Here is a 2,488-nt window from a genome sequence, read left to right on the forward strand (position 1 = left end):
GAACACGGAAGTTAAGCTCTTTAGCGCCGATGGTAGTTGGGGGCTTCCCCCTGTGAGAGTAGGACGTCGCTAGGCAAAGACAGTCAGCTGTGTGCTGGCTGTTTTTTTATTTTTTTGTTGATATGGATATTAATTAATCGGTTCTAAGTTAAATGTTGGGGTATCTTAATCTTTCAGCGCAATTAGCCCAAATGAACTCAATATGTAGATAAACTGTGTAATTGGATTTATATCCATAACCACTATTTCATCCTCTGCTCTGTTTCTTTTTTGATTCGGTAAAATATTAGTTGGCTCGCGCGTCTCTGCATTCGCAATTATTAGCTGCTACGTACCTTCATCTGTATGGCCTTTATACTCATCAATTGCGGTCGCTTTTGATAAACATACACCCTCTACTAATTGTCTTTTCACAACCTTTTTAAAACGGCGAATGCCTGTCGTGGTTGATGTACCCAGTACTTCGTCAGCTTCCTTTAATGTTTTGGCTGTAATAACACGTATACTCACAACGTGACTCCATTCTTTTGAGTAGCGTTGATATAATACGAAGGGGGAATTTTCAGAGAAACGCTTTCTACAATTACAAACATAACGAGGACGTTTCTAGATAAGAATAGTTAAAGGTTCAAATCATTTTAAATAATTGTCCTTTTGTATATACGGTAATCGTGAATCTTCGAAGTTTGTTACAAACTGAAAATTGATGCATACATTTTCAAATATACATAAGTATACATGCGTGTAATTGTTAAGTAATAGCGAAGAACTTATTGTTGTTTCAGTTTACAGCCCTTTATTGAGTATGGTCTAGGATTATTTGATAAAGAATTTATTATTACACTAAAGAGCCTAGGAATATCTGATGTTAAATGTCTGACTCAAATCCACAATGCTAAAAACTTTCCACCCATTAATTGTTATTGTTCAATTAAATTTGTGTTTCGCCCATATACCCAATTGCTTCGATGATCTTTATATACTATTAAAGATTTTTAGCAGAGTATTAAATTATTTAAGGTTAGTTATTATCTACATTTTTATATAGGAATCTTATATATGCTAATAAAATGCATGTCTAATTAAGAGGAGTATTTAAAATTGCTTTAGATTTAAATCAATACATAGTTTAAAGAACTATTATAGCCAGATGAAAAGTATGAGTGTCTTAAATATCAAAACAGAACAATGCTGATAAAAGGTAGGCATTCTATATAAGATTTCATCTTTCATGTTTAATTGATTAATTTCGTGGGAGCCAACAGTAATTCGACAAAAAAATAGTTCTAAATGTGACCATTTACTCTTATAATATAAAGATTACTTTCTAAAAAGGAGAGGAAATTTTGTGGATTGATGGTGTTTTTTCTGGTGGTGGTTTGAAGGGATTCGCACTAGTTGGAGCGTATCAGGTGTTAGAAGCCGAAAGCTTTCGCTTTAAGCGAGTAGCTGGAACAAGTGCTGGGGCTATTCTAGCTGCTTTTATTGCTGCAGGTTATAGCGGAAAAGAAATTCAAACTATGTTAGAAGAATTGGATGTACCTTCACTATTAGATCCAAGGAAAACCTTTTTTCCATTTCCGTTTATGAAATGGGTTAATGTTTATAACCATCTAGGCTTATATAAAGGAAAAGCACTAGAAAAATGGTTTTTTCATAGATTAGCTGCAAAAGGTGTTTATACATTTGGGGATTTACCAAGGGATTCTTTAAAATTAGTGGCTTCAGATTTAACAAACGGAAGAATAATTGTTTTGCCAGATGATTTACACAAATATGATATTGATGCAAATAACTTTTCGGTTGCATGTGCATTAAGGATGAGCTGTGGCATTCCCTTTTTCTTTGAACCTGTTACTTTAAAAACAGGAAAGGGAGAATCCATAATTGTAGATGGCGGTGTTCTAAGTAATTTTCCGTTATGGATATTTGACGATAAAGAGGGACGTAAAGTAAGACCAATTCTAGGACTTAAATTGAGTAGACGTAGAGAAGAACAATGTCCACATGAAATAAAAAATGGGTTAAATTTATTTGAAGCATTATTCTCGACTATGAAGGATGCTCATGATGAGAGATATATCTCTAGAAGACATGAAAGAGATATTATTTTCATTCCTGTGGAAGATTATAGTGCAACACAATTTGATTTAGATGAAGATTCTAAGGAAACTCTTTTAGAAATTGGCAGGAATCGTACAATACAATTTTTAAAAACATGGCCAAGGTTCAGAATATAAAATTTGAAAAAGAATTAGTAAAAACTATTGACGTTCTTTAAAACCAGTGTTATTATATAAAAGTTGCTGCTAAAACATGCGACTAGAACAATATAAAATAAAATAACTGTTTGACATTATCATATAAACATGTTATTATATAAAAGTTAACTCTTAACGGAGTTGAAGATATAAATGAACCTTGAAAACTGAACAAGCAAAACGTAATCAATATAGTTTTTACTAGCTAGCTTTCGCTAGTGAACGAA

The 2,488-nt window shown here is 32.8% G+C and carries 2 protein-coding genes and 1 rRNA gene; 2 read left to right on the plus strand and 1 reads right to left on the minus strand.

From position 1 onward, the window contains the following. Positions 1 to 75, plus strand: a 5S ribosomal RNA gene (gene rrf / locus AC2CGN_RS25380); the annotation flags it as partial. A gap of 252 nt (positions 76 to 327) precedes the next feature. Here rrf and AC2CGN_RS25385 read toward each other — a convergent pair. After that, a complete protein-coding gene (locus tag AC2CGN_RS25385; protein WP_429983565.1) occupies positions 328 to 510 on the minus strand; it encodes a hypothetical protein in 183 nt (60 codons plus the stop codon). Positions 511 to 1,346: 836 nt separating this feature from the next. Here AC2CGN_RS25385 and AC2CGN_RS25390 point away from each other — a divergent pair. Beyond that, positions 1,347 to 2,240, plus strand: coding sequence for a patatin-like phospholipase family protein (locus tag AC2CGN_RS25390; RefSeq protein WP_429983566.1), 894 nt, complete (start codon positions 1,347 to 1,349; stop codon positions 2,238 to 2,240). The last annotated feature ends 248 nt before the right edge of the window (positions 2,241 to 2,488 follow it).

This window comes from Lysinibacillus sp. DFXJR4 (assembly GCF_057196045.1).